Consider the following 26,751-nt stretch of genomic DNA (forward strand, 5'->3'; position numbering starts at 1 on the left):
AATCGAGCGAGGAGGCGACCATGCCCCGCGGCGACAAGTCGAAATACACCGACAAGCAGGAGCGCAAGGCGGAGCACATCGCCGAAAGCTACGAGGAGCGCGGCGTGCCGAAGAAGGAGGCGGAAGCCCGCGCCTGGGCGACCGTCAACAAGGATGACGGCGGCGGCAAGCAGCCGGGCGGTTCCGGCCGGGGCAAGGCAACCGGCCACCCCGCCGCGCACAAGGGCGGAAAGGCCGGGGGCAAGGCGGCCGCCAGCCGCACCGCCGCGGAACGCTCCGCCTCCGCCAGGAAGGCCGCCGCAACGCGCAAGCGCAATGCCGAAGCGCGCGCCAGCCACTGAGCGGCGCGGCCGGGCGATCCCCGGCGCCCGCAACGCGTTCTGGAAGGGCTACCTGAAGCTCTCGCTCGTCACCTGCCCGGTCGTGATGCAGCCGGCAACGACGGAAAGCGCCAAGGTGCGCTTCCACACCCTGAACCGCGCCACGGGCAACCGGATCGAGGCGCGCATGGTCGACGGCGAGACCGGCAAGGTGGTCGAGGCGGACGACATCGTGCGCGGCTACCAGCATGCCGACGACAAACTGATCCTGCTGGACGATGACGAGCTTGACCGGGTGGCGCTGGAGAGCACGCGCACGATCGACGTGGAGACGTTCGTTCCCGCGGACACGATCGGCGCCGTCTGGCTGGACCGGCCGCACTACCTGATGCCGGGCGATTCGGTGGGGGCGGAGGCCTTCGCCGTGATCCGCGCGGCGATGGCGGCGACCAATCGCGTCGGCATTGCCCGCCTGGTCCTCTATCGCCGCGAGCGCGCGGTGATGCTGGAGCCGCGCGACAACGGCATCGTGCTGTGGACCTTGCGCTATGGCGACGAGGTGCGACCCGACGACGAGGCCTTCGAAGGCCTGGACAAGGCGCGCGCCGATGCCGGCGCGGTGAAGCTGGTATCGACCCTCATCAAGCAGCGCAGTCGCGACTGGAGCCCAGATCTGGTCAAGGACCCGGTCCAGGCCGGGCTCAAGGCCCTGATCGCGCAGAAGAGCCGCAAGACGGCGCCGAAGCGCAAGGCCGCCAAGGCCGAGGCAGAGGAGGCGCCCAGCAACGTCGTCAACATCATGGACGCGCTGCGCAAGAGCCTGGAAGGCGAGAAGGCCAGGCCCAGGCGCTGAGCCGTTGCACGACGCCCACTGGTCGCGCGTAGACTGCGCGACGGCCAGGGGACTTATGCGCCATGACGGAGCGAAAGGCAGGCACCAGGGCCGGCGCCCTGGTCGTGCGTGTCGGCGATTATGCCGGAACGGCCGTGTTCGCCCTGGAGGGCGCCCTGGCGGCCGCCGCGGCCCATTTCGACCCGGTAGGCGTCCTGGCCCTGGCCTTCGTGACGTCGCTGGGCGGGGGCGTGATGCGCGACGTGCTGATCGGCCTCCGGCCGGCGGCCATTGCCGATTGGCGCTATGCGCTCATCGCCCTGACGGCGTCCCTGGTGGTCTGGTGGGCGCTGCCCTACGCCCACGCCGTCCCGCCCGCGGTCATCGTGGCCCTGGATGCGGGCGGCTTGGCCCTGTTCGCCGTCGCCGGGACGGAAAAGGCGCTGGATCATGGCGTGCATCCGCTTCCGGCCACGTTCCTGGGCACGCTGGGCGGCGTCGGGGGCGGTGTGACCCGCGACATCCTCCTGAACGAGGTGCCGCGCATCCTGCACACCGACATCTATGCCAGCGCCGCCTTTGCGGGGGCGGTCATCGTGGTCGTCGCGCGCGCTGCCCGCATCGATGCGCGCGTCGCCGCCCTGGTCGCCGGGGCAGCCTGCCTGGCCATCCGCCTGGTGGCGTGGAACCTGGACTGGCACCTGCCCCGGTTATAGGGCGAGGATCAGGCCGCCCGGGCCGCCTCCAGCACCTCGGCGACATGGCCCTTGACCTTCACCTTGCGCCAGGCGCGGGCCAGGGTGCCGTCGGCTGCGATCAGGAAGGTCGCCCGCTCGATCCCCATGTACTTCTTGCCGTAGTTCATCTTCTCGACCCAGACGCCATAGGCCTCGCAGGCCGCCCCCTCGGCGTCGGAGGCCAGGACCAGGTCCAGCTTGTGCTTGGCCGCGAACTTCTCGTGGCTGGCGACGCTGTCCTTGGAGCAGCCGACGACGACGGCGCCGGCTTTTTCGAAGTCCGCCTTGGCTGCCGTGAAGTCGATCGCCTCGGTCGTGCAGCCGGGCGTGTCGTCCTTGGGATAGAAGTACAGCACGACCTTGCGTCCCTTCAGTGCCGCCAGGTCGGCGGTCCCGCCGCCGGCAGCGGGCAGGGCAAAGGCAGGGGCGGGTTTACCGATCTCGGGTTCGGCCATGGCGTAGTCTCCGGCTGTGGCGGGTCTTCAGGATTGGGGCTCGGCGGGCGGCGCATGGACCGCGATCCGCCGCTCGTATACGTCGGCCACCCGCGCCTGGTGCTCGGCCAGGGTCGCGTCCAGGGTCGAGAAATCGGGCAGGGCCAGGCCGCGCGCCAAAGCCTGCTTCAGCGGTGCCGGCGCCGTGTCCGGCCTGAACCCCTCGCCCGAGGTCAGGCGCAGCAGCGCCAGCAGGCCGCGCTGGAACCGTGTCGCGGCGGCGAGGTCCGCGGCCTCCCCCGCCTCCAGCAGGCCAGCAGCGCCCGCCCGTTCCAGGATCACGGCCATGTCGGCGCAGATCAGCTCCGGATGCGCCTGGGCATGGGCCAGCACCAGGCCCTGCGCGATGAACTCGAAGTCGAACAGGCCGCCGGGCGTGTATTTCAGATCATAGCGCGAATGCGGCTTGAACTCCTTGGCGATGCGCCGGCGCATGGCGGCGACCTCGGCCAAGGTTGCCTCGGCCGCGCGCGGGCGGGCCAGGGCACCGTGGACCACCGCGGCGATCGCGTCCTGCAGGGCCGGGGGGCCATAGACGGGCCGTGCGCGGACCAGGGCCAGGTGCTCCCAGGTCCAGGCCTCCTCCATCTGATAGCGCTCGAAGGCCCCCAGGCTGACCGCCAGCGGACCCTTGGAGCCCGAGGGGCGCAGCTGCATGTCGACCTCGTACAGCCGGCCCTCGCCCGTGGGGGCGGAGAGCGAGGTGACAAGCCGTTGCGTCAGGCGCGCATAGTACAGCGGCGGGGGCAGGGGCTTGACCCCGTCCGAGGGGTCCTCGCCGGCGCTGTAGATGAAGATGAGGTCTAGGTCCGACGTCATCGTCATCGCGCGGCTACCCAGCCGGCCCAGGGCCAGGCAGGCCAGGCCGCCATCCGGAACGCGGCCATGGGCGATGGCGAAATTGGCCTCCACCAGCGGGAACAGGCCGCCGATCACGGTCTCCGCCAGGTCGGCCAGGGCAGCGCCGGCGACCTCGGTCGAGATCACGCCGTGCAGCAGCTGCACGCCGACCTGGAAGCGCCGCTCGTTCAGCCAGACGCGCGCCAGGTCGAGCGCGATGTCGACCGCCCCCCGCGCCGAGGCCAGGCGGGCCGCCAGTTCCGCCTCCAGTGCCGGCCGCGCGGGGGGCCGCTCGCCGAATTCCTGCCCGATCAGCCCGTCCAGCAAAGCCGGCCGGCGGCCCAGCTGCTCGGCCAGGGCGGGGGCGGATCCCATGACTTCCACCAGAAGGGCCAGCAGCCAGGGATTGGCTTCCAGCAGCGACAGCAGCGACACCCCCGCCGGCAAGCCCGCCAGGAGGGAGTCGAAGCGCACGAGTGCCGCGTCGGGATCGGCGCTGCGCGCCAGCGCCTGGACCAGGCGCGGCGTCAGCCGTTCCAGGATCATGCGCGCGCGCTCGGTCTGGAGGGAGCGGTGGCGGCCAGCCCGCCAGGCGCCCAGGCGTTCCAGCACCCGCGCCGGTTCCTTGAAGCCCAGCGCCAGCAACTGGTCCGCCTCGGGCGTTGCCGCCGCTGCGGGACCGTCGTCCATGTCGGGGAACAGCACGCTGATCTGGCCATCGACGAAGGTCAGCGCGGCCAGCAGCGCCGCCTCGAACGCGGCGGTGTCGGGATAGCCCAGGAAGCAGGCGACCCGCGCCTCCGCCTCCGCCTCGTCGGGCACCGCATGGGTCTGTTCGTCCGCGATCATCTGCAGCCGGTGCTCGACGGTGCGCAGCAGGCGGTAGCAGGCGGCCAGGCGCTCCGCCACGTCCGGCGTCAGCAGGCCGCTGCGGCCCAGGGTCGCCAGCATGCCCAGCGTCGTCGGCTCGCGGAACGCCGGGTTGCGTCCGCCGGAGACGAGCTGTTGGGTCTGGACCAGGAACTCGATGTCGCGGATGCCCCCGGGGCCCAGCTTCACATCGCCGCCGCGTACCGTCGGCCGCTGCAGGCCATGGTGCTGGTGGATGAGCTGCTTCATCGAGCGGATGTCGCGCACCGCGACAAAGTCCAGGTGCCGGCGCCAGACAAAGGGGCCGATCCGCTCCAGGAAGCCGCGGCCCGCCTCGATGTCGCCGGCCACCGGTCGGGCCTTGATCATGGCCGCGCGCTCCCAGTTGCGGCCCATGGACTGGTAGTAGAGTTCGGCTGCATCGGCCGACATGGCGATGGGGGTGGCCGACGGGTCGGGTCGCAGGCGCAGGTCGGTGCGGAAGACGTAGCCGTCGCCGGTGCGGTCCTGCAGGACCTTGACCAGGGTGCGGGTCATCCGCACCAGGCCCTCCTGCTGCTCGGTCCGGCCGGTCCACCGCATGACCTGGGGATCGAACAGCACGATCAGGTCGATATCGCTGGAATAGTTGAGCTCGCCAGCACCCAGCTTGCCCATGCCCAGGACGAAATAGCCCCGTGCCTCGGCCAGGTCGCCGCGCCGGACTCGCTCGGCCAGCAGCCAGTCGACCGCGGCGCCGATGGCCGTCTCGGCCAGGTGCGACAGGGCCCGCACCACCTGGTCCATCGTCCACAGGCCGCCTATGTCGGCCAGGCCGACGGCCAGCGCCATGCGCCGCTTGGCCAGGCGCAGCGTGCGCATCAGGTCGGCCTCGCTGCCGGCGGCCGCGCCGCTGGCTGCAAGCGCGATCGCCTCCGCCACCACCGCGTCCGCGCCGCGCTCCAGGACGGCGCCGGGGATCAGCGGCTCCAGCCGGCACAGCTGGGTCAGGTACGGGCTGCAGCCAAAGGCACCGTCCAGCAGGGCCCGACCCATGGCGCTGTCAGCAGGATTGGCAGCCGATCCGACCCTGGCCAGCGCCTCGGCGAAGTCGACATGGCCGCGCGCCGCCGCAGCCGCGTCGAACGCTGCTGGCGGCGCCAGTGGCACATGAGAAGCGTGTTCATCTGAAACGTCAGAAGCTTGATGCAACGTAAGTCCTGCCCGTGCTTTAAGGATCGGCGTGCTTCGTGAAACACTGTGAATGTCCAGGGCCTGGGTCAAGCTCCGGTGGCACGCCCGGGGGCCGGTCGGGCATGGGCACAGATCCGGGACCGTTGCTGCTTGAAACTCCTCGTACGCGTCCTTGGCGGCCTGTTCGCGCTGATCTGCGTCGTCGCGGCGGGGCTTGCCTGGCGCGTGGCGGCGGGTCCGGTCTCGCTTGAGGCGTTCAAGCCGCAGATCCTTGAGGCGCTGAACCGCGAGGCCGCGCCGCTTCAGGTGGACGTGGCGGAAGTCCTGGTCGCCTGGCGCGAGGGGCACTTCGTCCTGCTTGTGCGCAATCTTAACGTCCATGACGGCGACCGTGCGGTGGTCCAGCTGCCCCAGGCGGCGATCGGCTTCGACGCGGGGCACCTGCTGGCGGCCCGGCTGGAGCCGCGGACGCTCTATGTCGACCAGCCCCGCCTGGTCCTGGAACGCAGCGTTGACGGCGCGATCGGCCTGCGCCTTGCCGACGATGCGGCACCTGGCGGCGCCGAGGCGCCATCGCTGATGGCGGGCGACGACCTGCTGGGTGGCCTGGACCGGATCAAGGTCGTGGGTGCCGAGGTCACGCTGCGCGACGCGCAAAGCGGTCGCACCTGGGTCCTGCCCGACGTCACCACGACCGCGACGCGCGACGCCGACCAGTTGCACCTTGAGGTCGAGGCGACGATGCAGGGCGCGACCGTCCGCCTGGATGGCAGCCTGGCGCCGGATTTCAGCGGTGCCTTCGACCTGGCGCTCAGCGACCTGATCCCCGGTCGCTTCGCGGCCCTGCACCCGCTGCTGGTCAAGGGCACGGGGATCGAGGTGCCGGTAAGCGGTACCGGCCGGGTGGTGCTGGGCCCGGGGGCCGTGACGACCGAAGCGGCGCTGGACCTGGTCATCGCCGCCGGCCCGGTGCGGCAGGCCATGCCGGAGGACCCGCTGGGCCTGGAGATCGATGGCGGCACGTTGACTCTTGGCTGGGACGGCAGCCGGTTGGCGGTCGACGCGACCCTGGGCGCGCGTGGCGCGCAGCTGGCGATTTCCGGCCAGGCTGGCCTGGATGCCAGCGGCACCGGCCGCGCGTCGGTCCAGGCCCTGGTGCCGGACCGCTTCGCCGATCTGGCGCCCACCCTGGCAGGCCTGGGAACGGTGACGGCGGCCCTGTCGGGGGAGGCGAGCTTCACCGTCCAGGGTGCCGAACTGGTCGCGGCGGACGTCGCCCTGAAAGCCGAACCAGGCAACGTTCCTGCACCAGGGCAGCCAGAGACGACGCTGAAGCTGGACCGCGGGGCAATCGACGCCACGTTTCGCGACGGCGTCTGGACCGTGCCGCGCATCGCCCTGACCGTTGGTGGCTTCGTCCTGGACGGGACTGCGCGGGCCGTGCCCGGTCCGCGCGGCCTGAGCCTGGAGGCGGACCTGAAGGGCGGCGCCCTGCCGGTGTCGACGCTGCTGAAGCTGTGGCCGCAAGGGGTGAGCGAGGGGGGACGCGGCTGGATCGCGGAGAACATCACGGTGGGCGGCCTGACCAGTGTCACCGCCACGCTGCGCCTGCCCTCCGGCTTCCTGCACGACGATGCGGTGCCGGCGGACGCGGTGCAGGTGCAGGCGGGCATTGCCAACCTGACCGCGCGCTACATGGAGGGGATGCCGCCGGGCGTCGGCCTTGACGGCTCGGCCGAACTGAACGCCGCCGGCATGACGGTCCAGGTGGACAAAGGCCATATCGACGTCCCCGACTCCGGTCGCCTTGACCTGGTCGGGGGCCAGATCGTGCTGACCGGCTTTGACAGCGAGGGCCAGCAGGGCGACTTCCGCGCCGAACTGACGGGACAGACGGCCACGGCGATGGCGCTGATCAACCAGCCGCGCCTGGCCTATGCCGATCGGTTCGGGATCCAGCCGACCGAAGTCGCGGGCACCCAACGCACCCGCGTGCGCTTCCAGATGCCGCTGATCGAGGACCTGCCCATCGAGTCCGTCGACCTGGAGGTGAAGGCGCAGCTTAGCGGCTTCGGCCTGCCCGACATCGTGGCGGGTCATGCGCTGAGCGATGGCGAGGTGGCGCTGGAAGTGAACCGCGTCCGGGCCGTGGCCAAGGGTGACGTGCGGCTGGGCGGCGTGCCCATGCGCATGACCTGGGACGAGGATTTCGAGGCCGACCCAGGCGCGCCCACGTCCAGCATCACGGCCCGCTTCCGCCTGGACGCGCGCGACCGCGCCCTATTCGGGCTGGACCTGGCGCCCAACCTGACCGGGATCGCCGGCGACGTCGACTTCGACCTGGCCCTGGTGGGGCGGGGTCCCGACATCCGCCGCATCACCGGCAAGGCCGACCTGACGCCGACCGAATTGGCGCCCCAGGTCGTCGACTGGACCAAGCCCCGGGGCAGGCCCGCCGGGGTCGACTTCACGGCGGAGCCCAAGCCCGGCGGCAGCGTCGAGTTCACGCGGGTCCGGCTGGAGGCCGAGGGCCTGACGATGGATGCGCGGGTCAGTATCGGGGCCGACGGGTCGCTCTCCCGCTTGGCGATCGACCGCCTGCATGCCGGCGAGACGGATGGCGCGTTCTATCTCAATGTCGGGGCCGACGGCGGCTGGTCGATCGAGGCCCGGGCCGCAAGCATCGACCTGCGCCGCCTGATCGCGGAACTGAAGGACGACCGCAGCGAGGACAGCGCGGACGACGGCCTGCCCGATTTCCGCCTGGGCTTGCGCATCGACAAGGCGCTGCTGGAGGACGGGCGCACCCTGTCCAACATCACCGGGATCGCCGACCACGGCATGGGGCGCTGGCAATCGGCTGCGGTCGACGCGCGCACGACGACCGGCGCGCTGCAGATCCGCGTCGGTCCGCGCGGCAATGGCCGGCTGTTCCGCCTGACCAGCGACGACGGCGGCGCGATGCTGGCGCTGGTGGGGGTGACCGACCAGGCCAAGGGCGGACGCTTCGAGTTGAGCCTGCAGACCGACGACAGGGCCCCCATGCGGCCGGGCGTCGGGCGCATCGTCATCGACAATTTCAAGATCGTGGACGCCCCCATCCTGGCGCGGCTGCTGACCCTGGGCTCGCTGACCGGCATCGCCGCCGCCCTGGGGGGAGAGGGCATCGCCTTTACCCGCCTGGTCGTGCCCTTCACCCAGACCGGCTCGATCTATCGCGTGACCGATGCCCGGGCGTTCGGCGAATCGCTGGGCCTGACCATCGCGGGCACGGTCGACCGGCAGCAGGACACGATGTCGCTCGCCGGGGCGATCGTGCCGTCCTACTACTTCAACAGCGCGGTCGCCGACATCCCGCTCCTTGGCCCGCTGCTGGGCGGCGGTGGCGGCGCCGGGTTGATCGCCTTCAACTATTCGATGGTGGGTCCGATCGACAACCTGTCCCTGGGCGTCAATCCGCTCTCGGCACTGACGCCTGGATTTCTGCGGGACATCATGGGAGTTCTTGACGGGTCCGGCGCCGCAGCCAGCGGGCCGGCACCCGCCGCCGTGCCCTGACCGGCACGGGACGCAACACGAAGGGAGGACCCATGACGATTGGTGTGATCGCGACCCTGAAGATCAAGCCGGGGACGAATGCCGAGTTCGAGGCAGTGGCCAAGGCGCTGATCGCCAAGGTGACGGCGGACGAGCCGGGCAACTTGCTCTATGCCCTGCACAAGGGCGACGATGCCGAGACCTATGTCTTTATCGAGCGCTACAAGGACGACGACGCGATCAAGGCACATCGCGCGGCCCCGCATTTCAAGGAACTGGGCGCCAAGATGGGGGCGTTCCTGGCCGGCGCCCCGGACGTGAAGCGCTACGTCGAAGTCGCCTGATTCCGGCTGACGACTGAGCCTGGCTGTCGGCGCCTCAGCCCCGTTTGGCGGGGCGGGGCGTCGGACGTCACTGGGGAGGTCGGGCTTCCGGCTTCAGGCCCCCAGGTGGAGTTCGGCCGGGCGGCGGATCGACAGGCAGCCGTCGGCCGTGCCGGTGGTCCAGGCGCGGGCGGCACCCTCGCTTCCTGCATAGAACCAGGTTTCGGCCGGATCGGGGGCGGCGCAGGGGACCGCACCGGCACACTCGAACAGGCCATGGCCCATGGCGATGGCCGCGGGCGAGAAGTACAGGTCCATGTCGAGGGGGGACCAGTGCTGCACCATGAAGGCGTCGTCCGGTCCCTCAAGTGCCTGGAGGGCTGCCCAGAACTGCTGGGCATGGGCGCGGGCGCGTCCTTCGCGTTCCGTCGCGGAACCCCCCCGGATGCTCACGCGGTGCCACATCATCCCGAATCCTTCGTATCCGATGCCAACCAGCCTGCCGTCACCGCCAGAGTGGCGGCGGAGCGTTAACGTTTCCTCTGCGCCCCGTCAGACGGCGGCTGCGGCAAAACATGCGTGCAGGTCCGGCGCGAAGGGGCGGGGTGGGCGCTGGCTGGCCTGCGCCCAGGCCTGGCGTGCCAGCAGGCTGCCGGCCAGGAAGAGCGCATCCTCCGGATAGGGCGCCGAACAGGGTGAAAGCGACGGCATTTCAGGGATTTCGCGGCACAGGGCCACGGCGTCCGGCGTGCAGTACAGGGTGATTTCCCCCACGGCCCACACGCGCAGGATGAAGGCCAGCGGTGGCCTGCCATGCGTCCGGTGCACGCTGTCGAAGCGCCGGGCCAGGCCCTGGACCATGTGCTCCATCTGAAGCATCGGCCCGCCCGTGATCGTCGTCTGGTGCCAGTCCATCCCTTGTACTCCCGTCCTTGCCGAGAGATAGGTTCGACTCAAAACCTTATGAAATGGTTTCGAGTGAGAGATTTTAGGACTGGCTTCAACCTTGTCGCGAATTATCGGCAAACCGGCTGGAACTGGCTTGGACGGGCACGCACCCAGCGTATTCCCGGCCGGCTGTGCCGACCGGGAATACGGTATTGCCTATGAACGACTTGATCGGGTCAGACGGCCTTGACCAGGGCGTGGCGCTTCTTGCCGGCCGACAGTTTCAGCGGACCAGAGGCGAGGCTGCCCAGATCGACGCGCTGCTGCTCGTCGGAAATCGCCGCGTCGTTCAGGCGCGCGCCCCCGCCCGCGACGAGGCGCTTCGCCTCCCCGCGCGAGGTGGCAAGGCCCGCCTGGACCAGCAGGTCGACGATGCTGACGCCCGCCTCGAACGTGGCACGCGGCAGCTCGACCGTGGGCAGGTCGGCGCCCAGGCTGCCAGCCTCGAACGTGGCGCGCGCCGTCTCGGCGGCGCTGGCGGCGGCGTCCGCCCCCCGGCACAGGCGTGTCGCCTCCGTCGCCAGGATCTTCTTGGCGTCGTTCAGTTCGGCCCCCTGGAGCGTCTCCAGCCGGGCGATCTCCCCATCGTCCACGTCCGTGAACAGGCGCAGGAAGCGGCCCACGTCCGCATCCTCGGTATTGCGCCAGAACTGCCAGTAGTCATAGGCCGGCAGCATGTCGTCGTTGAGCCAGACCGCGCCCTTGGCCGTCTTACCCATCTTGGCGCCGCTGGCCGTGGTGATCAGCGGGGTGGTCAGGCCGAACAGCGGCACGGCCCCGGCGCGGCGGCCCAGCTCGACCCCCTGCACGATGTTCCCCCACTGGTCGCTGCCGCCCATCTGCAGGCGCACGTTCAGGCGGCGGCTCAGTTCCACGAAGTCGTAGGACTGCAGCACCATGTAGTTGAATTCCAGGAAGCTCAGCGGCTGCTCGCGTTCCAGGCGCAGGCGCACGCTGTCCATCGACAGCATGCGGTTGACCGAGAAGTGGCGGCCGTAGTCGCGCAGGAAGCCGATATAGTCCAGGCCATCCAGCCAGTCGGCATTGTTCACCATCACGGCGTCGGTCGGGCCGTCGCCAAAGGTGATGAAGCGGGAGAACACCTGCCGGATCGAGGCCATGTTGGCGGCGATCGTCTCGTCCGTCAGGAACTGCCGCTGCTCGTCCTTGCCGGACGGGTCGCCGATCCGCGTGGTGCCGCCGCCCATCAGGACGATCGGCTTGTGCCCCGTCTGCTGCAACGTGCGCAGCATCATGATCGAGACAAGGTGGCCGATATGCAGGCTGGGCCCCGTGCAGTCATAGCCGACATAGGCGGTGACGGGGCCTTCGGTCGCCAGGGCGTCCAGCCCCTCCTGATCGGTGCATTGGTGGATGTAGCCGCGGGTCGCCAGACGGCGCAGCAGCAGGGATCGGTTCTCGCTCATGAGGACGGTCGTGTAGCATGCGCAACCATGCGGGTCATCGGTCTGATGAGCGGCACGTCGATGGATGGCGTCGACGCTGCCTTGCTGGAAACGAATGGTGAGGGGGTCCAGGCATTCGGCCCCTGGACCACGCTACCCTTGCTGGAGGACGTGCGCGCGCTGTTGCGCGGGGCCATGGTGGCGGCCCAGGGCATGGCGGCCCCCGGCCCGATGCCGCCCGCCATCGCCGCGGCCGAGCGCGCCATTACCGAGTCGCATGTGGAGGCGGTACGCGGCCTGCTGCGGCAGGTGGGTCCGGTCGACCTGATCGGCTTCCACGGCCAGACCATCCTGCACCGGCCACACGACCGCTGGACTTGGCAGATCGGCGATGCCCAGTACCTGGCCGACAGCATCGGGGTGCCCGTCGCCTTCGACTTCCGCACGGCCGACGTCGCCGCGGGCGGGCAGGGGGCACCGCTGGCGCCGCTCTATCACCAGGCCCTGGCGCGGGACCTTGCGCCGCCGCTGGCGGTCCTGAACCTGGGCGGAGTGGGCAACGTGACCTTTCTCGGTGCAGGGGGCGAGGTGATCGCCTTCGACACGGGGCCCGGCAATGCCCTGATCGACGATTGGACCCGGGCGACGACGGGCCGGGCCTTTGACGCCGACGGTGCCCTGGCCGCGGCGGGCCGCGTCGATGCCGCGCGGCTGGCGCCGGTCCTGGTCCATCCCTATTTCGCCGCTGCCCCACCGAAGTCGCTGGATCGCCACGATTTCGACACGACCTGTGTCGAGGGTCTGGCCGCGGCCGACGGGGCGGCCACGCTGGCGGCCCTGACGGTGGAGGCGGTCGCGGCGGGACTGCGGCATCTGCCCCAGGCGCCGCAGCGGTGGCTGGTCACGGGTGGCGGGCGGCACAATCCCGTCCTGATGGCAGGCCTGCGCCGGCGCCTGGGCATGCCGGTCGAGCCGGTGGAGGCTGTGGGGTGGCGCGGCGACGCCCTGGAGGCGGAGGCGTTCGCCTTCCTGGCGGTGCGGACGCTGCGCGGCCTGCCGCTCAGCCTGCCGACCACGACCGGCGTGGTGCGGGCCTGGGGTGGCGGTCGCGTCGTGCAGCCCCGCCCCACCACAGGCCAGGCACGCGGCTGAACCGGCCCGCGCGTCCGGGCTGGCCCTGTCGCGCAGGTGTCAGGGGTAACGGGTGGACGGGCCGAACCAAGGCCCATAGGGGAACGAGTGCGATGCGTCGCTGGCTGGTCGCGTGGGGGGTCGTCCTGGCCCTGGCCCTGGGCATTCTGGGGCCGCATGGCGTGGCCCAGGCGGCCGAAAAGCGGGTCGCCCTGGTCCTTGGCAATGCCGCCTATGGCCAGGCACCGCTTGCCAATCCCGTCAACGATGCCAAGGCCATGGCCGCGGCCCTGGAGCGGCTGGGCTTCGTGGTCATCCTGCGCACGGACGCGACCCAGCTGGAGATGCGCCGCGCGCTGCGCGCATTCGCGCAGGAGATCCAGGCCGGCGGCACCGCGGCGGTCATCTACTATGCCGGCCATGGCGTGCAGTATGGCGGCCAGAACTACCTGATGCCCGTCGATGCCCGGGTCGAGACCGAGGGCGACATCCCGCTGGAAGGCCTGGGCATGGACGTGGTGCTGGACCAGCTGGTCCAGGCCGGCAGCCCGGTCAACGTGATCGTGCTGGATGCCTGCCGCAACAATCCCTTCGAGCGGGGCCCGGGCGCGGTGACGCGATCCATGGCGCCGGAACCGATCCGCGGCTATGGCCAGGAGCGCGGCCTGGGCCTGGCCCAGATCACGGCTCCCCGCGGCACCCTGATCGCCTATGCCACCGCGCCCGGCTCGACGGCCGCCGACGGCACGGGCGAGCACAGTCACTATACCGGCGCGCTGCTGGAGGTGATCGAGACGCCGGGCCTGAAGGTGGAGGACCTGTTCAAGCAGGTCCTGGTCAAGGTGGCCGAGGCGACGGCGAACGCCCAGACGCCCTGGATCTCGTCCTCGCTCAGCGGCGACTTCTACTTCGCGCCGGCCGTGGCGCCCGACGTGTTCGGCCCGCCGCTGCCGCCCATGGCTGGCGGCGCGGGCCCCGGCCCCAGCGTCGACCGTGAGGCGCTGTTCTGGCAGTCGGTGGCGCAGAGCCAGGACCCGGCCGAACTGCGCGCCTATCTGGACCGCTTCCCCGACGGCACGTTCACGCCCCTGGCCCGTGCCCGGCTGCAGAAGCTGGAGCAGGAGCAGGTTGCTGCGCTGAACCCCCCGCCGGCGGCCGCCGATGTGGCCAGCCTGGACCGCACGCTGGATGCGACGGTCCTGGTCATGGTCGATTCGGGGGGGACCACGCGCTATGGCTCGGGCGTCGTCGTGGCGCCGGGCGTGGTGGCGACCGCCGGTTATGTCATCGATGACGCCCAGCCCGACGGCATCACGATCGCCAGCGTGCGCCTGGGCCATGGCGTGCCGGCCAGCCTGCTGCACCGGCAGGAGGGGCAGGACGGCCTGGCCCTGCTGCAGGTAAGCGGCATCGACGCGATCCGCCCCGCCGTGCTGGACGACGGCACGACGATCGGACCCGACCTGGTTGCCGCCGGCTTCGATGTGGAGGTTCAGGCCCTGGACGCGAAGTTCGCAGCCCAGGTCCGCCGGGTCGATTCAGGGGCGCGCCTGCCGCGCCCGGTCCGCTTTGGCGGCACGCTGCGCGCGGCGGAAGCCCAGCGGGGCCTGATCGCCCATACCGGCGCGCCGCCGCCGGGCAGCGGTGGCGGCCCCGTCATGGATCGCTGTGGCCGCCTGGCCGGCGTCACCCTGTTCGTCGCCCGCAGCCAGGTGGGCCCCGTCAGCTATGCGGCCCCGTCACGCGCCCTGGCCCGGCTGCTCTCCGACAACGGCATCGGCGTTCTGACCGCCACCGCCCCCTGCGAGGGGTAGCGGGACCGTCGGGAACCCATCCTTCGAGACGGCTCTGCGAGCCTCCTCAGGATGACGACCGTTTGAGTATTGAAATGAAAGCCACGGCGTCGTGCTGAGGAGCCGGCTCTTGGGCCGGCGTCTCGAAGCATCAGGCACAGCCGCGCCCCGACGCCGTTCCGCTCAGTACGCGTTCTCGTTCTTGAACAGGGCGACGACGGTCAGGGCGATGACCTTGATGTCGAACCACAGGGACCAGTTCTCGATATAGAACAGGTCGTGCTCGACGCGGCGCTGGATCTTCTCGACCGTGTCGGTCTCGCCGCGCCAGCCATTGACCTGGGCCCAGCCGGTGATGCCCGGCTTCACCTTGTGCCGCGCGGCATAGGAATCGACGACTTCCTCGAACACCCGTCCGGCGGCCTTGGTCGCGACGGCATGCGGGCGGGGGCCGACGATCGACATCGTCCCGTTCAGCACGTTCAGCAGCTGGGGCAATTCGTCCAGGCTGGACTTGCGCAGGATGCGGCCGATCGGCGTGACGCGTGGGTCGTCGCGCGTGGTCTGCTGGCGCGCATCGGCATCGGCCATGTCGGCGTACATGGTGCGGAACTTCCACACCTCGATCAGCTCGCAATTGAAGCCGTAGCGCTTCTGCTTGAAGAAGACGGGGCCCCGGGAGTCGAGCTTGATCAGCGCCATGATCAGCAGCAGCAGCGGCGACAGCAGGAGCAGGCCAAAGCCTGCCAGGACGCGGTCCTCCGCCGCCTTCAGGAAGGCCTGCCAGCCCGAAATCGGCCGGTCCAGAAGCTTCAGCATGGTGACGCCGCCGACGGTCACCGCCTGTCGCGCCTCCTGACCGAAGCCGGCCAGGTCGGGCGCCAGGCGGACATGGACCGGCGTGTCGGACAGGCGCGCCACCAGTTGGGCGATGCGGTTTTCCGCCGTCCAGGGCAGCGCGATCACGACCTCGTCCACCTGGTTGGCACGGATCATCGCCACGAGCGCATCGACGTCGCCCAGGATGGCGTGGCCCTGGGGTCGGTTGGGAATGCGGCTTGCGCGGTCGTCGACAAAGCCCAGCAGGCGGACCTGACCGCCCTTGGTCTCGTGCAGGTGCTGGGCCAGGCGCTGGCCCTGGTCGCCGGCGCCCACGATCACGACGCGATCGGCGAACAGGCCGGCGCGGGCCAGCCCATCCAGCGTCCCTGCGAGGAAGTAGCGGGCCGAGATCAGCGCCGCCGGCGTCCCCAGTGCCCACGGCAGCAGCCAGGCCTCGTGCTGGGGTGCGATGACGCCAAGCCAGACCTGGCCCACCGCGACCAGCAGGCCGGTCAGCACCCAGGCCTGCAGGCTGCCCAGCAGCGGCGGCTGCTTGCGGAACAGCACTTCCGTCCGGTAGAGGCCGGAACGGTCGGCCAGCAGGAAGTGCAGGATCGCAGCGGCGAAAGGCAGGCCGATGGCGACGCGGTCGGCACCGGTGCCGGCGATCGCCAGGCAGGCCAGCCCCAGGCCCGCGATCAGCACGCCCTCGATCAGGATCGTGATGCCGCCGACATAGGTGCTGCTGACCCGCCGCGAATCGCGGATCGAGATGTTGGGCAGGGCGGCGGCGCCGCGACCGGTTGCCTGGCCCGGCACGGGCGGCAGCCCCGGCGGGGGCACGACATGGGCCGGATTCGAACGTGCGCTGGACTCCAACGGCTCCCCCTGTGGGCTTCTGCCCTGCAGTCGGCCCGGGTCGACGCCACCGCGGTCGAAGGCCTCTGCCCCGGACGACTCGCGCAACGCTGGCTGGCGACCCAGATTCATGACGCAGCACCTGCAAGATCGGGTGATTCTCCACCCGTGCCGTCGCCGCGCCCTGTTGCAGCGGGATCCGCTGCCGTCCCTGCCGGCGACCGGATCAGACCATATCCAGCCGACAGGTAATAAGCGATGAACGTCACAGGCGGAAAAATAAAGGCGCCGGACAGGAAGTGCGCCATGATCAGTCCGGCATAGGAGACCAGGGCCGAGGTCGACCCCCGGAACAGCGCCACCGTGTAGAAGGTGACGAAGGCCAGCAGCGTGGGCACCCCGTACTCAAGGGTCACCTTAGCGAAGATGTTCCATTGTTCGGCCGGGTCGCCCGTCTCGATCGTGCCGGGCCCGCGGCCGATCAGGAACAGCTGGACGTCGCCCCGCTCCAGCTCGCGCGCCGGGCGCACGAACGGCTCGATGAAGCGCGAATGAGCCGACGATCCGGGCTGCGTGAACTCGGGGATGCGGCGCTCCAGGTACTCCGTCCAGTTGAGGGCGACGGCGGTCACCGCGAGCACCGGCAGCAGCGCGATGCCGGCGATGATCAGGCCGCGGCTCAGCTTCACCAGGACGAAGGGCAGGACCGCCGCCAGCAGCATCAGGCCGGTGCCGCCGAACGACGCCGCCACCGTCGCCAGATACACGAGCAGGAACAGCGGCCGGCGGAAATAGACCAGCTCCACGATGATGCCCAGCGCCATGAACTGCGACAGGTAGGACGGCTCCAGCAGGAAGAAGCCGTTGGGCTTCTGCAGGGTGGAGCCGAACCATAGCGGCTGGTCATAGATGTAGCCCTGGGCCAGCAGCTTGGCCGGCACGAAGGGTTCCAGGCTCAGGCGCGGCTGGCCCATCACCGACACGCCCAGAAGCTGCACGGCGAGGTCGGCAAAGGTCATGATTGCGGGGCCCAGCAGGGCCAGCTGGAACACCCACAGGATCGACCGCACATCGGACTCGTGGGCCTTCATCCGCAGCACGAACGGGGCATAGACGGCGATGGCGGCCAGGAAGCTGAGGCGGGATATGTGCGCCGTCTCGGCGAACAGGACGGCCGGCAGCGCCACGACAAGGAACAGGGCGAAGAGGCCCAGGATCACCGTATCGATGCGCAGACGCCCGGCGACCGCCAGGACCAGGAGCGAGATCCACATGACCGGCAGGGCGATGTTGATCTGCGTGGCGCTGCCGACGATTGCCAGCTTCTGCAGCAGGACCAGCGTCACGATGTTGGCATAGCCGACCCAGCGGATCAGCGGATCGCCCGCGTCCGTGGCGCGGATCGCGCGGTCTGCCACCATGCCCCCCACCCCACGCGCCGCCAAGCCCCGGGCAAGGGGCAAAGCGGGGCTGGGAAGGGCACCGGCCATGAAGCTGATCAGGCCTTCTGCAGCGGCAGGCTGGCCAGGACCGGCAGGCCGAGGACGGCCTCCGCCTGTTCCGGGGTCGTCAGGCGCTGGGACAGGTAGCCGGACAGCAGCCCGGTGCCGATGCCGGAGATCACGCCGACGATCAGCCCCAGCATCAGATACAGCGTCCGGTTCGGGCGCACGGGCCGGTCGCTGGCGGCGGGCGGGGTCACGACGCCGATGCTGACGATCTTCTCGCGGTCCAGGGCGCTCAGGGTGCGCGCCTCCTCAAGCCGGGTCTGCAGGCTGGTGAAGCTGGCTTCCTTGGCGTCGCGCTGCAGGGAGAGCGCCTTGAGCTCGCCGTCGCGCTGGCTGAGGGCGTTGATGCGCTGGTTGATCGTCTCGATCTGGGCCAAGTTCTCGACCCGCGCCGCGCGCACCGCGGCCAGCTGGGCCTCGGCCTCGATCAGCAGCTGTTGCGTGCGGACATAGGTGTCGTTCTGGCCGACGCGGCTACGGCCGCCGCCCTGCGCGCGCAGCGTGCCCAGGAACGATTCGGTCTCCTGGATCTGCTGCCGCACCTCCGAGACCGGGGGGCTTGCCTCCTGGAAGCGGGCAAGCAGTTCGCGCTCGCGCTGGCGCAGTTCAAGCAGGCGCCCCTGCGCCGTGTCCAGCGCCGGCGAGCGCTGCTCCGTCTCGGTATATTGCGACACGTTGGGCGACAGCTTCGCCAGCCGGTCGCTCAGCGACTGCACGCGGCGCTCCGTTTCGGCGGCATTCGCCTCGCTGGCCTTCAGGTTGCTGTCGATGTCCATGCGCTGCTTCAGCAGCAGGTCGATCTCCGCCTGGTAGTCATAGATGCGGAATTCCTCGCGGAACGCGGCCAGGGTCTGCTCGGCCTCGTCCAGTTCCTGCCGCGCGGTCTGCGTCTGCTGCACCAGGAAGTCGAGGTTCTGCTCGCCATAGACCTCGACGATCTTGTCCTTGAAATTGTCGATCATCGTGGCGACCACGTCGCGCGCCACGACGGGGTCGCGATGCTCGAAGCCCATCTGGACGACGTTGGACCGCCGCGCGGGGACCACCCAGAAGGCCTGCTGGAACTGGCGCACCGCCTGTTCCGTCGCGCGCGTGGCGGCGGGGTTGGCCACGGCATCCTCGGCCGCGGGGACGGGCTCCGGCGCCTCGTCCGCCAGGTCGGGATAAAGGCGGGCAAGGCCGATCTCCGCGATCGCCCGTTCAGCCAGATCGCGGCTCTGCAGCAGCTGGATCTGGGTGTTGATGATCTGCTCCTGCTCGACAAAGATCTGCGGCGGTGTCGCGTTGCCGACTTCGGGCCGATAGACCGTCTCGCGGCCGATGCGGATCGTGACGCTTGCCGACGCCTCGTACATCGGCGTCATGGCAAAGGCCGCGAAGAGTGCTATGGCGACGACCAGCAGGAACGCCGCGACCACGCGCACGCGATAGCGGAACAGGATCGTCAGGATGGCCCGCAGGCTGAAATCACTCACGCGCGGCCGCTCCCTTCCGACAGGACCCGCCGACATGCGGCGGATCCCGGCGTGCGCTCCTGGACATCACCCACTTTACACGAAATCGTGACAATTGCGAGAGGTATGGGCACGAACGCTCTATTCCTGTCTTTGGTTCCGTGAGGGGCGGTGCGGCGCTCCGTCCCGCCCGTGACATTCGGTCTGGGTCCCCGCCCCGTGATGGTCCTGGATTTGAGCGCACTTCTCTTAACCAATGCTTCTCACCTCGGTGCTATCGAACGGAAAGCATGAAGCCCACGGACGAAGCCAGGGACGGCGCCCGCAGCGATCCCCCATCCCGCCCGGCCGTCGAGCCCGGCCCCGGCGCCCCCCTGGCGGCCGAGCCGCAGGCTGCGCCCGGTTTCGCGGAGCAGATGGTCCGCCTCTATGCCCAGGTCTCCCACCAGTTGCCGGCCCGGGATGGTGGCGCCGGCCGCGTCGTCCAGTTCATCGGCGCCTCCGCCGGCTCCGGCACGTCGACGGTGGCGCAAGCCTATGCCGAGGCGGCGCGCGATGCGACGGGAGCCCGCGTCCTGCTGATCGACGCGGATCGCCGCGCGCCCAGCGCGTCGCGCCGCTGGGCCCACCATATCCCGGTCAGCCTGGAGGATGTGGCGCTGGGCTCGGCGACACTTGCGGACGGGATCATCGCGGTCGGCAATACGGGCCTCTCCATCGCCAGCCTGTCGCTGCGGCCCGGAACGCCCGTGCCGCCCGCCCACTCGCCGGCCTTCGCCCGCCTGTTCGAGGACCTGAAGGGGCGCTTCGATCATATCGTGATCGACGCCCCGCCCATGGCCGACACGGCCGACGGCACGCTGGTCAGCCGCTATGCCGACGGCGTCATCCTGGTGGTCGAGGCCGAGGTTTTGAGCCGGCGAGCGGCCCTGAAGCTGAAGACCCTGGTCCAGCGTGCCGGCGGCACGCCGCTGGGCGTCGTGTTCAACAAGCGCCGGCAATGGCTTCCGGCCTGGCTGTACCGGCGCCTGGCCTGATGCGGCGGACCCTGTAGAGGAAGGTGGCATGACGATCATCCGCGCCGCAGCCCTGGCCGACGGCCAGGCGTTGGATTGCGATGTCGTGGTCGTGGGCGGCGGCGCCGGCGGCCTGGCGCTGGCCTGGCGCCTGGGCCAGGCGGGCCGCGACGTGGTCCTGGTCGAATCGGGCGGTCCCGGCGAATCACGCAAGTGGGACGACGTCCATGTGGGTGCGGTGGCCCCCACCAGCACGCACTATCCCGTCCATCTCTACCGCCGGCGCGGCCTGGGCGGCACAACTGCGATCTGGGGTGGCCGCTGCATCCCCTTCGACGAGATCGACTTCGCGACACGCGACTGGGTCCCCAACAGCGGCTGGCCGGTCGGCGAGGCGGAGCTTGGCCCCTATTATGCCCGGGCGCTGGACCTGTTCGACGCCGGTGCGGCCGAGTTCGACGCGCGTCGAGTCTTTCCCGGCGCCCAGCCCGACCTGGTGCCGGGCCTGGATCCCGCCATCGTCCAGGCCGACCGCTGCGAGCGCTTCAGCCTGCCGACCAACCTGGGGACCAAGCTGCGCGCCGCGTTGGCCGGCATGGCGACCGTCCGCGTGGTCCTGGGCGCCCATGTCGTCGACGTGACGGCCGATCCCGCCGGCAAGGTGGCGCAAGGCGTCACGGCGGTGGGTCCCGGCGGTCGGCGCCTGGCGATCCGGGGGCGCCAGGTGGCCCTGGCCATGGGTGCGATCGAGACGACGCGTCTGCTGCTGGCCCTGAACCGGGCACGGCCGGGCACCCTCGGCACCGGCAACGACGCGCTGGGCCGCTACTACATGACCCATATCGAAGGCTCGGTGGGGGAGGTCCGGTTCAAGCCGGGCGTGCCGGTGCTCTACGACTATGGCCGTTCGCACGACGGGATCTATTGCCGGCGCCTGTTCTGGCTTTCGCCCCAGGTCCAGCGCCGGCGCAAGCTGCTGAACTTCGTGATGCGGCTGCACCATTCGAACATCGTGGATCCGGCCCATCGCAGCCCGATCCTGTCGGCCATGTACCTGGTGAAGGACCTGATCCTGCCCGAGTACGTGCGCAAGATGACGACGTTCGAGATCCAGACGAAGGCCCGGTTCAAGGGCCACCCCTTGCGCTTCTGGGGCGCCCACGCGCGCAACATGGTGCTGGGCTCGCCCGAGCTGCTACGCTTCTCGCGCCGCTGGATCGCCGGCCGCAACCTGGCACGGCGCAAGATCCCGTCCGTCGTGCTGCCCAGCCGCACCGGCTCCTATGTCCTGGACTTCAATTCGGAGCAGGTCCCCAATCCCGACAGCCGCATCACGCTGGGGGCGGAGGTCGACCGCTTTGGCATGCCGCGCGTCGAGGTCGACTGGCGGGTGACGGAGCAGGACATCCGCGCCATCTGCGAGACCTACACCCTGCTGGCACAGGAGTTCGCGCGGGCCGGCGTCGGCGAGATCGTCTTCGACCCCGCGACGCTGGAAGCGGAAGCCCGTGCCTGCACCCCGGTCGGTGGCCACCATATCGGCACGGCGCGCATGGCCGACAGTCCGGCCGGCGGCGTCGTCGATCGCGACGGCCGGGTATGGGGCACGGCCAATCTGTACCTGGCGACAAGCGCCACGTTCCCGACCGGCGGCTTTGCCAATCCGACGCTGACGATCGCGGCGATGGGCTTGCGCCTGGGCGACCATCTGGTGGGCCAGCACCTGGCGGGACTTCAGGGGGCACCGGCCTCCGCCGCCTGAATGCGTGCGGCATGGCGGGCTGCGACGGTTGCGACAAGGCCCGCCGTCGCTGCGAAGGTCGCGGCATAGGCCCAGAAGAAGCCGGGGACATCCAGGCCCGCCCACCGCACCGCGGCCAGCGTCGCCGCCAGGCCCAGCGCCGTGACCACGCCCGCCGCGGCCACCGGCGCGAAGCGGCCGGTATAGGACAGCAGGCTGTTGCCGATGTGGTAGGCCGCGGCCAGCCAGCCCAGCAGGGCAATGGGCGCCAGCGCCGCGACCGGAACCAGGTCATGCCCGCCCAGCAGGACGTCAAAGATCCAGGTGCCGCTGACCAGCAGCACCGCCGACAACCCGGCGGCTGGAACCAGGCTGCATCCCGCGATCAGCAGCGTGATCCGCCGCAGGGCCGCACGGTCGCCGGAGAAGAAGGCGCGGCTTTGCTGCGGCAGCAGGGACTCGCTCGCCATCTTGGCGACGCTCAGCACCGCGCGGACCAGTTTCTGCGCCGTGTCGAAGGCGACGAGCGCGGGACCCGTGCCGAAACCGGCCACGACGACAAGATAGGGTCCCGCCAGCAAGGCCAGCTCAGCCAGGGAGGCCAGGACGGCGACGCCGATCATGCGCAGGAACGCCGTCAGCGACGTCGCCCGCGCCGGCCGCTGCACCCGCCGGAACAGGCCGGTGTCGCGGCGCAGGGACCAGACCAGCTGCCCCACCGCCAGCAGCCAGACCAGGTTGGCCAGGACCAGGTACAGCAGGAAGTCGCCCGACCACAGCAGGTGGCCCAGCAGGGCGAGCTGCGCGATGTTGCGCAGGACCTGGCCCTTCTCGAAGGCCAAGGCGCGGTCCAGGGCCCAGCCGACCGACTGCAGCTGGTAGCTCCAGAGGTTGTTCAGCAGCGCGAAAAGCAGGAACAGGATCCCGGCCAGCGGGTCCAGCCCGCTGTCGCTCCAGCGCCAGATGGCGATGCTCAGGCCCGTGACGAGGACCAGCCGCAGCCCCAGGTCCAGCGGATAGACGAAGCCCACCAGGTCGCGTGCCGGACCCTGCCCTCCGCCCACATGGTCAGCGCGCAGCGTGGCGAAGGCCGCGCGGGCGACCGCGTTGTCTATCGGCGACAGATAGATGCCATAGAGCGAGATCAGCACCACCGCGGCATAGGCCTCCGGCCCGAGGACGCGGATGAAGACGAAGGTCTGGGCGAAGGCGAACGGCAGCGCCAGCGCCGCGTTCAGCGCATGGAGCACTGAAAACCGCGCATCCGGCCGCGCCAGCACCCCCCGCACCCGCGCAATCAGCGACATGATGGCCTGTGTACCAGAGCGCTCTCCCGTCCCGCGGTGATGAACGGGGATGATGGGGTGACCAAGGCCCTCATTTCGGGCGGGGGTTGAGGCCGATGGCGCGGGCCGCGTCCTCGTCATAGGTGATCCAGCCCTCGTGATCGCGGTTGGCGCCCAGCGCGAAGCAGTCGTCATAGCCCCACGCCATCCAGCCGATGCCGTGGCTGTCCATGCTGGCAACCACGTCGCGCAGCCAGGCCAGGCGGTCGCCCTTCTCGATCGTCTTGGAGCAGAACGTGCCGAACTCGCCATTGATCACGGGCACGTCGTGCTGGCGCGACCAGGTGGCCAGCGCCTCCATCTGCCGGTCAATGTCGCGGATGCCATAGCCCTTTGTGCAGTGCGCATTGACCCAGCCCTTGGCGCTCTCCGTATCGCTTTCGCGCAGCGCCTTGGCACAGCGTGCAGCATCCGCCGGATAGGGCACCCAGAGGAGGTGGGGGAAGTCGTCGCCCATCCACGGGGCGCCCTGGTGCGTGAAGATCACCGGGTCATAGAAGTGGAAGGTATAGATCACGTTGCGGTCGGCCAGAGGGGTCAGCGCCGTGACGCCCGCGGGCGAGGAATAGGCCGCACCCGTCGCCACCAGCGTGTGGCGTGGCGCGCCCTTGCGCATGGCAGCGATCAGCGTCTGCTGCAGGGCTGCCCATTCGCCTTCCCGCTCGGGGTAGACCGGCTCGTTCAGCACTTCCAGGAACAGCCTGTCCGGGTCGCGGCGCGACAGGTGGCGGGCCAGCGCCTCCCAGAACGCGGCGAAGCCCGCGGCATAGGCGCTGTCCCGCTCGATCCGGTTGGTGCCGTCGTGCGGCACGACCATCACCGCGAAGCCCGCACCCAGCAGAAGGTCGAGCGCCTGGTCCAGTTTCGCCAGCCCTTGCGGATCCAGCGCCTTGCCCGGGCGATAGATGAGGTTGGGATCGAAGGGCAGGCGCACTCCCCGCACGCCCAGCGCCTTCATCATGTCCAGGTCGAACCGGGTGATGTGGGTGTCGAAGTCGGGCTTCAGGGCGCTGCCCGGGTGGCGCATCCAATGGCCGATGTTCATGCCGGGCGACAGTGCCGCCAGCCGGGCGGGGGCCACGCCGCCGGGCACCGCCCGCTCGGCCTGCGCCGGGCCTGCGACCAGCAGTCCCAGCAGGACGCAGAGCGCCAGGGTGACGGGTGCCACGAACCTGCGGATTCGCAGCCCACGGACCGCGTTTACGCGAATTTCCGCCGGATATTCATCTTCTGTTTGGCAACGAGGCGCGATAGAAGCGGGGTGAGCAACATTCATCCAATGTGTCTCCTCGTTACCGTGATGCCGTACCGGCGGGGGCCAAGAAATCGGCCCGTGCGTTCCGACACGTCCGCCGAACACCGGGCCGACCATGCCACATGACCGCGTCGTCGCGCTTCAGCTCCGTACACTGCGCATGCTGCAGGCGACAGGTCTGCATCACGTCCTGCCGCCGCTGGGCCGGGGCGTGATCTTTGCCGGGCATCGCGTGGCGCCGATGGCTGCGGAACGCGCGTTCGAGCCCAATCGCGCGCTGACCATCACGCCCGACTTCCTGGATGCGCTGCTGGCGCATTTGGCGCGCCGTGGCATCCCGGTCGTGCCGCTGTCGGAGGTGGTCGGCCGCCTGTCCGGCAGTGGTGGGCGGGGGCTGTTTGCCTGCTTCACCTTCGACGATGGCTATGCCGACAATTTCGAGCATGCCTTCCCGGTCTTCCAGCGCCATGGCGCGCCGTTCGCCGTGTACCTCACGACGGGCCTGCTGGACGGTTCCATCCTGCCCTGGTGGGCGCTGCTGGAGGCGGCGGTGGGCCGGGCAGCGCGCCTGAGCCTGGACCTGGACGGCCCCGAGGGGCGCTGGACCCGCAGTTTCGCGCTGGCGGACGATGCCGCCCGCCGCGCCGCCTTTGGCGAGATCGCGGGGCGCCTCAACCCCGCGCCGGTGGGCGTGCTGCGGCAGGCCTTCGAGCAGCTGGTGGCCCAGGTGCCGGAAGCCGTCGCCGCCGCGCGGACACCGATGCTGAGCCAGGCGCAGATCGCCGAGATGCGCCACAGCGGCCTGGTCGAGTTCGGTGCCCATACCGTCCATCACGTGCGCCTGGGCCGCCAGACCGACGCCGTGGCGCGTTCTGAAATGCAGGCCTCGCTCCGTCATGTGGAGGCGCTGGTGGGGCGTCCGGTCGACCACTTCGCCTACCCCTATGGCAATGCCGGCAGCTATGGCACGCGGGAGGTGGGCCTGGCGGCGCAGATGGGCTTCCGCACGGCGGTGACGACACGCAAGGCCCTGCTGACGCAGGGTGACCTGCGCCGGCCCTACGAACTGCCGCGCGTCAGCCTGAACGGTCATTTCCAGGACCTTGGCCTGTTCGACCTGTTCCTCAGCGGCCTGCCCTTCGTCGGCGAGCGGCTGCGTCGCCTGGCCAGACCCGCCGCGTCCGAGACCGCCCATGCCGCCTGAGCCGATCGCAGCAGTGGCGGAGCGGCCCCATGTCTCGGTCGTTGTGCCGACCCTGAACGAGGAGCGGCACATCGAGGCCTGCCTGCGCTCGATCGCGGCGACCAGCTATCCCGCCGACCGTTTCGAGATCCTGGTCGTCGACGGGGGCAGCAGCGACCGCACCGTGGCCATCGCGCGGGAGGTCGGGCGGGCCCTGGGCAATGTCCGCGTGCTGGACAATCCGGGGCGGATCCAGTCGCGCGCCATCAACATCGGTGCGGCGCACGCCGATCCGCGCTCCGTCCTGCTGATCCGGGCGGACGCGCATTCGATCTACCCGGCCGATTTCGTGGCGCTGTGCGTCGACTCGACCCTGGCCAATGCGGCCGACGTCACCGTGTTCGTCGCCGTTCCGGTGGCGCAAGGGGGCTGCTTCCAGAAGGCGGTGGCCGCGGCCCAGAGCATTCCGCTGGGGGTCGGCAATTCGACCTATCGCCTGCACGCGACCGGCGGCGCGCAGGAGGTGGAGCACGGCTTCCATGGCTGTTTCCGGCGGGACGTCTATGCCCGCGTGGGCGGCTATGACGACAGCTTCACCCACAACGAGGACGGCGAACTGTCCTATCGCATCCGCGAGGCCGGCGGTCGCATCATGCTGGATGACCGGATCCGCGTGGACTACGTGCCCCGCCGGACGCCGGGCGCCCTGCTGCGCCAGTACCGCCTCTATGGCCGGGGCCGCTCGCGCAACCAGATGAAGCACGGCATGCGGCCGCGCCTGCGCCAGGCGGCCCCTGTGCTCCTGATCGGGTTCGAAGGGCTGGTGGCCCTGCTGGCGGTCCTGGCCGGCGTCGGCGTGCTGCCGGCATGGCCCGCTTGGGCGGGCGTTGCCGTGCTGGTGTCCTATCTCGTGCTACTGGTCCTGGCTGGGGCGGGGCTGGCGCTGCGGCGACGCGATCCCTGCCTGCTGCTGCTGCCGCTGGCCCTGGGGATCATGCACCATGCCTGGGGCTTCGGCTTTGCCGAGCAGCGCCTGGCCGGCCCCGGCCCGATCGACGCCCTGCCGCCGTTGTCCAGCGGCCCGCTGCCCCGGGAACATTAGCCCGCACGGCCCATGGGCTGGCATTGACGGCGCGGCGGCCTATGATGCCCTCCTCAAGACCG

Annotated in this window: 21 protein-coding genes; 11 read left to right on the top strand and 10 right to left on the bottom strand. The window is 70.2% G+C overall.

Annotated elements, in window-relative coordinates; all coding sequences use genetic code 11:
- Positions 1–20: 20 nt before the first annotated feature.
- The 3 genes from ACI6GS_RS08750 to ACI6GS_RS08760 all read left to right on the top strand — a co-directional run bounded on the left by ACI6GS_RS08750 (position 21) and on the right by ACI6GS_RS08760 (position 1,868).
- The gene (locus ACI6GS_RS08750) at positions 21–341 is read left to right on the top strand and encodes a hypothetical protein (protein WP_439817406.1); all 321 of its coding nucleotides are present in this window, start codon (positions 21–23) and stop codon (positions 339–341) included.
- The gene (locus ACI6GS_RS08755) at positions 316–1,173 is read left to right on the top strand and encodes a Ku protein (protein WP_439817407.1); all 858 of its coding nucleotides are present in this window, start codon (positions 316–318) and stop codon (positions 1,171–1,173) included. The genes ACI6GS_RS08750 and ACI6GS_RS08755 overlap by 26 nt, the downstream gene beginning before the upstream one ends.
- 62 nt (positions 1,174–1,235) lie before the next feature.
- Complete coding sequence (locus tag ACI6GS_RS08760) at positions 1,236–1,868, top strand: trimeric intracellular cation channel family protein (protein WP_439817408.1); 633 nt, start codon at positions 1,236–1,238, stop codon at positions 1,866–1,868.
- A gap of 8 nt (positions 1,869–1,876) precedes the next feature.
- Here the strand turns inward: ACI6GS_RS08760 and ACI6GS_RS08765 are convergent, their stop codons facing one another.
- Both ACI6GS_RS08765 and ACI6GS_RS08770 read right to left on the bottom strand, forming a co-directional pair.
- The gene (locus ACI6GS_RS08765; protein ID WP_439817409.1) at positions 1,877–2,344 is read right to left on the bottom strand and encodes a peroxiredoxin; all 468 of its coding nucleotides are present in this window, start codon (positions 2,342–2,344) and stop codon (positions 1,877–1,879) included.
- A 27-nt stretch (positions 2,345–2,371) separates the two neighbouring features.
- Positions 2,372–5,242, bottom strand: coding sequence for a bifunctional [glutamine synthetase] adenylyltransferase/[glutamine synthetase]-adenylyl-L-tyrosine phosphorylase (locus ACI6GS_RS08770; protein WP_439817410.1), 2,871 nt, complete (start codon positions 5,240–5,242; stop codon positions 2,372–2,374).
- A 174-nt stretch (positions 5,243–5,416) separates the two neighbouring features.
- On the opposite strand from ACI6GS_RS08770, the gene ACI6GS_RS08775 reads away from it, so the two are divergent.
- On the top strand, positions 5,417–8,824 hold the full coding sequence (locus ACI6GS_RS08775) for a YhdP family protein (RefSeq protein ID WP_439817411.1): 3,408 nt from the start codon (positions 5,417–5,419) through the stop codon (positions 8,822–8,824).
- A 32-nt stretch (positions 8,825–8,856) separates the two neighbouring features.
- Positions 8,857–9,147 carry a putative quinol monooxygenase gene (locus tag ACI6GS_RS08780; RefSeq protein WP_439817412.1) on the top strand — a complete coding sequence of 97 codons (291 nt, stop codon included), beginning with the start codon at positions 8,857–8,859 and terminating at the stop codon, positions 9,145–9,147.
- Positions 9,148–9,240: 93 nt separating this feature from the next.
- Here ACI6GS_RS08780 and ACI6GS_RS08785 read toward each other — a convergent pair whose 3' ends face one another.
- From ACI6GS_RS08785 to tyrS, 3 genes are all read right to left on the bottom strand, one after another.
- The gene (locus ACI6GS_RS08785) at positions 9,241–9,579 is read right to left on the bottom strand and encodes a hypothetical protein (protein WP_439817413.1); all 339 of its coding nucleotides are present in this window, start codon (positions 9,577–9,579) and stop codon (positions 9,241–9,243) included.
- Positions 9,580–9,678: 99 nt separating this feature from the next.
- Complete coding sequence (locus ACI6GS_RS08790; RefSeq protein WP_439817414.1) at positions 9,679–10,041, bottom strand: hypothetical protein; 363 nt, start codon at positions 10,039–10,041, stop codon at positions 9,679–9,681.
- Between the two features lie 209 nt (positions 10,042–10,250).
- On the bottom strand, positions 10,251–11,501 hold the full coding sequence (gene tyrS / locus ACI6GS_RS08795; protein WP_439817415.1) for a tyrosine--tRNA ligase: 1,251 nt from the start codon (positions 11,499–11,501) through the stop codon (positions 10,251–10,253).
- A 27-nt stretch (positions 11,502–11,528) separates the two neighbouring features.
- On the opposite strand from tyrS, the gene ACI6GS_RS08800 reads away from it, so the two are divergent.
- Together ACI6GS_RS08800 and ACI6GS_RS08805 are read left to right on the top strand one after the other, a co-directional pair.
- Positions 11,529–12,632: an anhydro-N-acetylmuramic acid kinase gene (locus ACI6GS_RS08800; RefSeq protein ID WP_439817416.1), complete on the top strand. Its 1,104-nt coding sequence runs from the start codon at positions 11,529–11,531 to the stop codon at positions 12,630–12,632.
- 92 nt (positions 12,633–12,724) lie between these two features.
- Positions 12,725–14,425, top strand: a complete 1,701-nt coding sequence (locus ACI6GS_RS08805) for a caspase family protein (protein WP_439817417.1) — start codon at positions 12,725–12,727, stop codon at positions 14,423–14,425.
- A 162-nt stretch (positions 14,426–14,587) separates the two neighbouring features.
- Here ACI6GS_RS08805 and ACI6GS_RS08810 read toward each other — a convergent pair whose 3' ends face one another.
- The 3 genes from ACI6GS_RS08810 to ACI6GS_RS08820 all read right to left on the bottom strand — a co-directional run bounded on the left by ACI6GS_RS08810 (position 14,588) and on the right by ACI6GS_RS08820 (position 19,067).
- On the bottom strand, positions 14,588–16,105 hold the full coding sequence (locus ACI6GS_RS08810) for an undecaprenyl-phosphate glucose phosphotransferase (RefSeq protein WP_439817418.1): 1,518 nt from the start codon (positions 16,103–16,105) through the stop codon (positions 14,588–14,590).
- A gap of 107 nt (positions 16,106–16,212) precedes the next feature.
- A complete protein-coding gene (locus tag ACI6GS_RS08815) occupies positions 16,213–17,505 on the bottom strand; it encodes a hypothetical protein (protein WP_439817419.1) in 1,293 nt (430 codons plus the stop codon).
- A 77-nt stretch (positions 17,506–17,582) separates the two neighbouring features.
- A complete protein-coding gene (locus ACI6GS_RS08820; RefSeq protein ID WP_439817420.1) occupies positions 17,583–19,067 on the bottom strand; it encodes a GumC family protein in 1,485 nt (494 codons plus the stop codon).
- Positions 19,068–19,336: 269 nt separating this feature from the next.
- Between ACI6GS_RS08820 and ACI6GS_RS08825 the strand changes: the two genes are divergently transcribed.
- On the top strand, positions 19,337–20,083 hold the full coding sequence (locus ACI6GS_RS08825; RefSeq protein ID WP_439817421.1) for a tyrosine-protein kinase family protein: 747 nt from the start codon (positions 19,337–19,339) through the stop codon (positions 20,081–20,083).
- Between the two features lie 28 nt (positions 20,084–20,111).
- A complete protein-coding gene (locus ACI6GS_RS08830; RefSeq protein ID WP_439817422.1) occupies positions 20,112–21,824 on the top strand; it encodes a GMC oxidoreductase in 1,713 nt (570 codons plus the stop codon).
- On the opposite strand, the gene ACI6GS_RS08835 is transcribed toward ACI6GS_RS08830, so the two are convergent.
- Both ACI6GS_RS08835 and ACI6GS_RS08840 read right to left on the bottom strand, forming a co-directional pair.
- Positions 21,797–23,110, bottom strand: a complete 1,314-nt coding sequence (locus tag ACI6GS_RS08835; RefSeq protein ID WP_439817423.1) for a hypothetical protein — start codon at positions 23,108–23,110, stop codon at positions 21,797–21,799. The two genes, ACI6GS_RS08830 and ACI6GS_RS08835, sit on opposite strands and share 28 nt — an antisense overlap.
- Positions 23,111–23,180: 70 nt before the next feature.
- On the bottom strand, positions 23,181–24,317 hold the full coding sequence (locus ACI6GS_RS08840; RefSeq protein ID WP_439817424.1) for a glycoside hydrolase family 5 protein: 1,137 nt from the start codon (positions 24,315–24,317) through the stop codon (positions 23,181–23,183).
- 202 nt (positions 24,318–24,519) lie between these two features.
- Between ACI6GS_RS08840 and ACI6GS_RS08845 the strand changes: the two genes are divergently transcribed.
- Positions 24,520–25,608, top strand: a complete 1,089-nt coding sequence (locus ACI6GS_RS08845) for a polysaccharide deacetylase family protein (protein ID WP_439817425.1) — start codon at positions 24,520–24,522, stop codon at positions 25,606–25,608.
- Positions 25,598–26,689 carry a glycosyltransferase family 2 protein gene (locus ACI6GS_RS08850; RefSeq protein ID WP_439817426.1) on the top strand — a complete coding sequence of 364 codons (1,092 nt, stop codon included), beginning with the start codon at positions 25,598–25,600 and terminating at the stop codon, positions 26,687–26,689. The genes ACI6GS_RS08845 and ACI6GS_RS08850 overlap by 11 nt, the downstream gene beginning before the upstream one ends.
- Positions 26,690–26,751: the final 62 nt, after the last annotated feature.

Origin of the sequence: Zavarzinia sp. CC-PAN008 (assembly GCF_051903925.1) — a bacterium.
Taxonomy (GTDB): Bacteria; Pseudomonadota; Alphaproteobacteria; order Zavarziniales; family Zavarziniaceae.